This window comes from Streptomyces sp. NPDC058457 (assembly GCF_042720695.1).
Taxonomy (GTDB): domain Bacteria; phylum Actinomycetota; class Actinomycetes; order Streptomycetales; family Streptomycetaceae; genus Streptomyces.
This window is the reverse complement of sequence record NZ_JBHXLU010000185.1, coordinates 1-2891: the sequence shown is the minus strand read 5'-3', so window position 1 is coordinate 2891 and position 2891 is coordinate 1. Positions and strand designations below refer to the sequence as shown.

Below are 2891 nucleotides of genomic sequence, written 5' to 3'. Positions count from 1 at the left end.
GCCTACAGCCACCAGGACGTCCCCTTCGAACGCGTCGTCGAGACCCTCAACCCACCCCGCTCCACCGCCCGCCACCCCCTCTTCCAGATCATGCTCCAGGTCACCGACGAGACCGGCGCCACCCTGGACCTGTGCGGCGCCCCGGTGGAGGGGCACGCGGTCAATCGTGACGGTGCCAAGTTCGACCTGTCGCTGAACCTGCGCGCCGGCACGGCCGCGGACGGCCGCCCGGGCCCGCTGCGGATCGCCGTCGGCTACTCCGCCGACTTGTTCGACCAGGCCACCGCCCTGCGTCTTGTCGAGCGCTTCACCCGCGTCCTGGAGGCGGGGGCCGCCGACCCGGCCGCTCGTATCGGTTCCCTCGACATCCTCGGCGTCGAGGAGCGCGCGGCCCTGCTGACCGCGCCCGTCGTGTTCGGCGAGGCGGAAGCGACCCTGCCCGAGTTGTTCGCCGCGCAGGCCGACCGTACCCCGGACGCCGTCGCCGTCTCCTTCGACGGCGAGCACACCACGTACGCCGAACTCGACGCGCGTGCCAACCGTTTGGCCCATCTGCTGGCCGAGCGGGGCGCCGGTCCCGACCGCCTCGTCGCGGTCGCCCTGCCCCGGTCCACCGACCTGGTCGTCGCCCTGCTCGCCGTACTCAAGGCGGGAGCCGCCTATCTGCCGGTCGACCCCGACTACCCGGCCGACCGCATCACGTACATGCTGGAGGACGGCGCCCCCGTCCTCCTGGTGACCGCGGGCGACCTCGCGGAGCGGCTGCCCCGCGACACTCCAGTCCTGCCGCTCGACACGCCGGACACCGCCCGGCGCCTGGCGAAGGCGGCGACGACCGCCCCGGGCACCGGAGGACTGCTGCCCGGCCATACGGCGTACGTCATCTACACCTCGGGCTCCACCGGCCGCCCCAAGGGCGTCGTCGTGCCGCACCGGAACGTCACGCGTCTCTTCGCGGCCACCCGCCACTGGTTCGACTTCGACGCCGACGACGTGTGGACGCTCTTCCACTCGTACGCCTTCGACTTCTCCGTCTGGGAACTGTGGGGCCCGCTGCTGCACGGCGGCCGGCTCGTGGTCGTCCCGTACTCCGTCAGCCGCACCCCGGCGGACTTCCTCCGGCTGCTCGCCGCCGAGCGCGTCACCGTGCTCAACCAGACGCCGTCCGCCTTCTACCAGCTGGTCCAGGCCGACGCCGAGAACCCCGCGGTCGGCGACCGGCTCGCGCTGCGGACCGTCGTGTTCGGCGGCGAGGCGCTCGACCTGCGCCAGCTCGCCGACTGGTACGCGCGGCACGCCGACAACGCTCCGGTCCTGGTGAACATGTACGGCATCACCGAGACCACGGTGCACGTCACCTATCAGGCCCTCGACCGCGAGAAGGCGGCCACGCTGCCGGGCAGCGTCATCGGCGAGGTCATCCCCGACCTCGGCCTGTACGTCCTGGACGACCTGCTGCGCCCGGTGCCCGCCGGAGTGCCGGGAGAGCTCTGCGTCTCCGGCGACGGCCTCGCCCGCGGCTATCTGGGCCGGCCCGACCTGTCCGCGGCCCGTTTCGTCGCCTGTCCCTTCGGGGCGCCGGGCGACCGGATGTACCGTACCGGAGACGTCGTGCGCTGGACCTCGGCGTGCCGCCTGGAGTACCTGGGCCGGGCCGACGACCAGGTGAAGATCCGCGGCTTCCGTATCGAGCTCGGCGAGATCGAGTCCGCGCAGGGCACCTTCCCGCCCGTCGCCCAGTCCGCCGTCGTGGTCCGCGAGGACCGGCCCGGCGACAAGCGGCTCGTCGGCTACGTCGTGCCCCGCGCCGGCAAGCAGATCGAAACCGCAGCGCTCCGCGCCCACCTGGCCGACGCCCTCCCCTGGTACATGGTCCCCTCGGCCTTCGTCGAGGTGCCCGTCCTGCCGCTGACCGCCAACGGCAAGCTGGACCGCAAGGCCCTGCCGGCGCCGGTGTACGCCGGCACCTCGGACCGTCTCCCGGCCACCGCCGAAGAGCGGGCCCTTTGCGAGCTGTTCGCCGACATCCTCGGCGCCGACACGGTCGGCGTGGACGACGACTTCTTCACCCTCGGCGGCCACTCCCTGCTCGCCACCCGCCTCATCAGCCGCATCCGCACCGCGTTCGGCAGCGAACTCTCCGTCCGCGCCGTCTTCGAGGCCCCCACGCCCGGCGGCCTCGCCGCGCGCCTGACGGCGACGGACGGGGCCCGTCCGGCGCTGACGGCCGCGGAGCGCCCGGAGACGGTGCCCGCCTCGGCGGCCCAGCAGCGCCTGTGGTTCCTCGACCAGCTGGAAGGGCCCGGCACCACCTACAACGCCCCGGTCAGCTACCGCATCCGCGGCGAGCTGGACGCCACCGCCCTGGAGCGAGCCCTGGGCGACGTCGTCACCCGCCACGAAAGCCTGCGCACCGTGTTCCGCGAGGACGCCGGACACGTCGTCCAGACGGTCCTCGACACGGCGGACGTCGTCCTGCACCGGGTCGCCTGCGGCACGGAAGGGGACTTGGAGGCCGTCCTCTCCGGGCTCTCCGGTCATGTCTTCGACCTGAGCCGTGACCTGCCGCTGCGCGCCTCGCTCGTCCGGATCGCCGAGCACGACCACGTTCTGCACCTGCTGTTCCACCACATCGCCAGCGACGGCGCCTCCATGGGCCCGCTGGGGGCCGATCTGTCGGCGGCCTACCGGGCCCAGCTGGCCGGCCGCGCCCCCGACTGGGAACCGCTGGCCGTCCAGTACGCCGACTACACCCTGTGGCAGCAGCAGCTCCTCGACACGGTCGAGGGCCCGCAACTGGACCACTGGCGCGAAGCCCTCGCCGCTCTCCCGGTCGAGATCGAACTGCCCACCGACCGGCCTCGCCCCGCCACCCCCACCTACCGGGGCGA

Annotated in this window: 1 protein-coding gene; it reads left to right on the top strand. The window is 73.2% G+C overall.

All coding sequences use genetic code 11. The features are described 5' to 3' along the window. Positions 1 to 2891 (top strand): amino acid adenylation domain-containing protein (locus ACFWPS_RS53865; RefSeq protein ID WP_383721887.1); only part of this gene is annotated, 2891 nt, incomplete at both ends.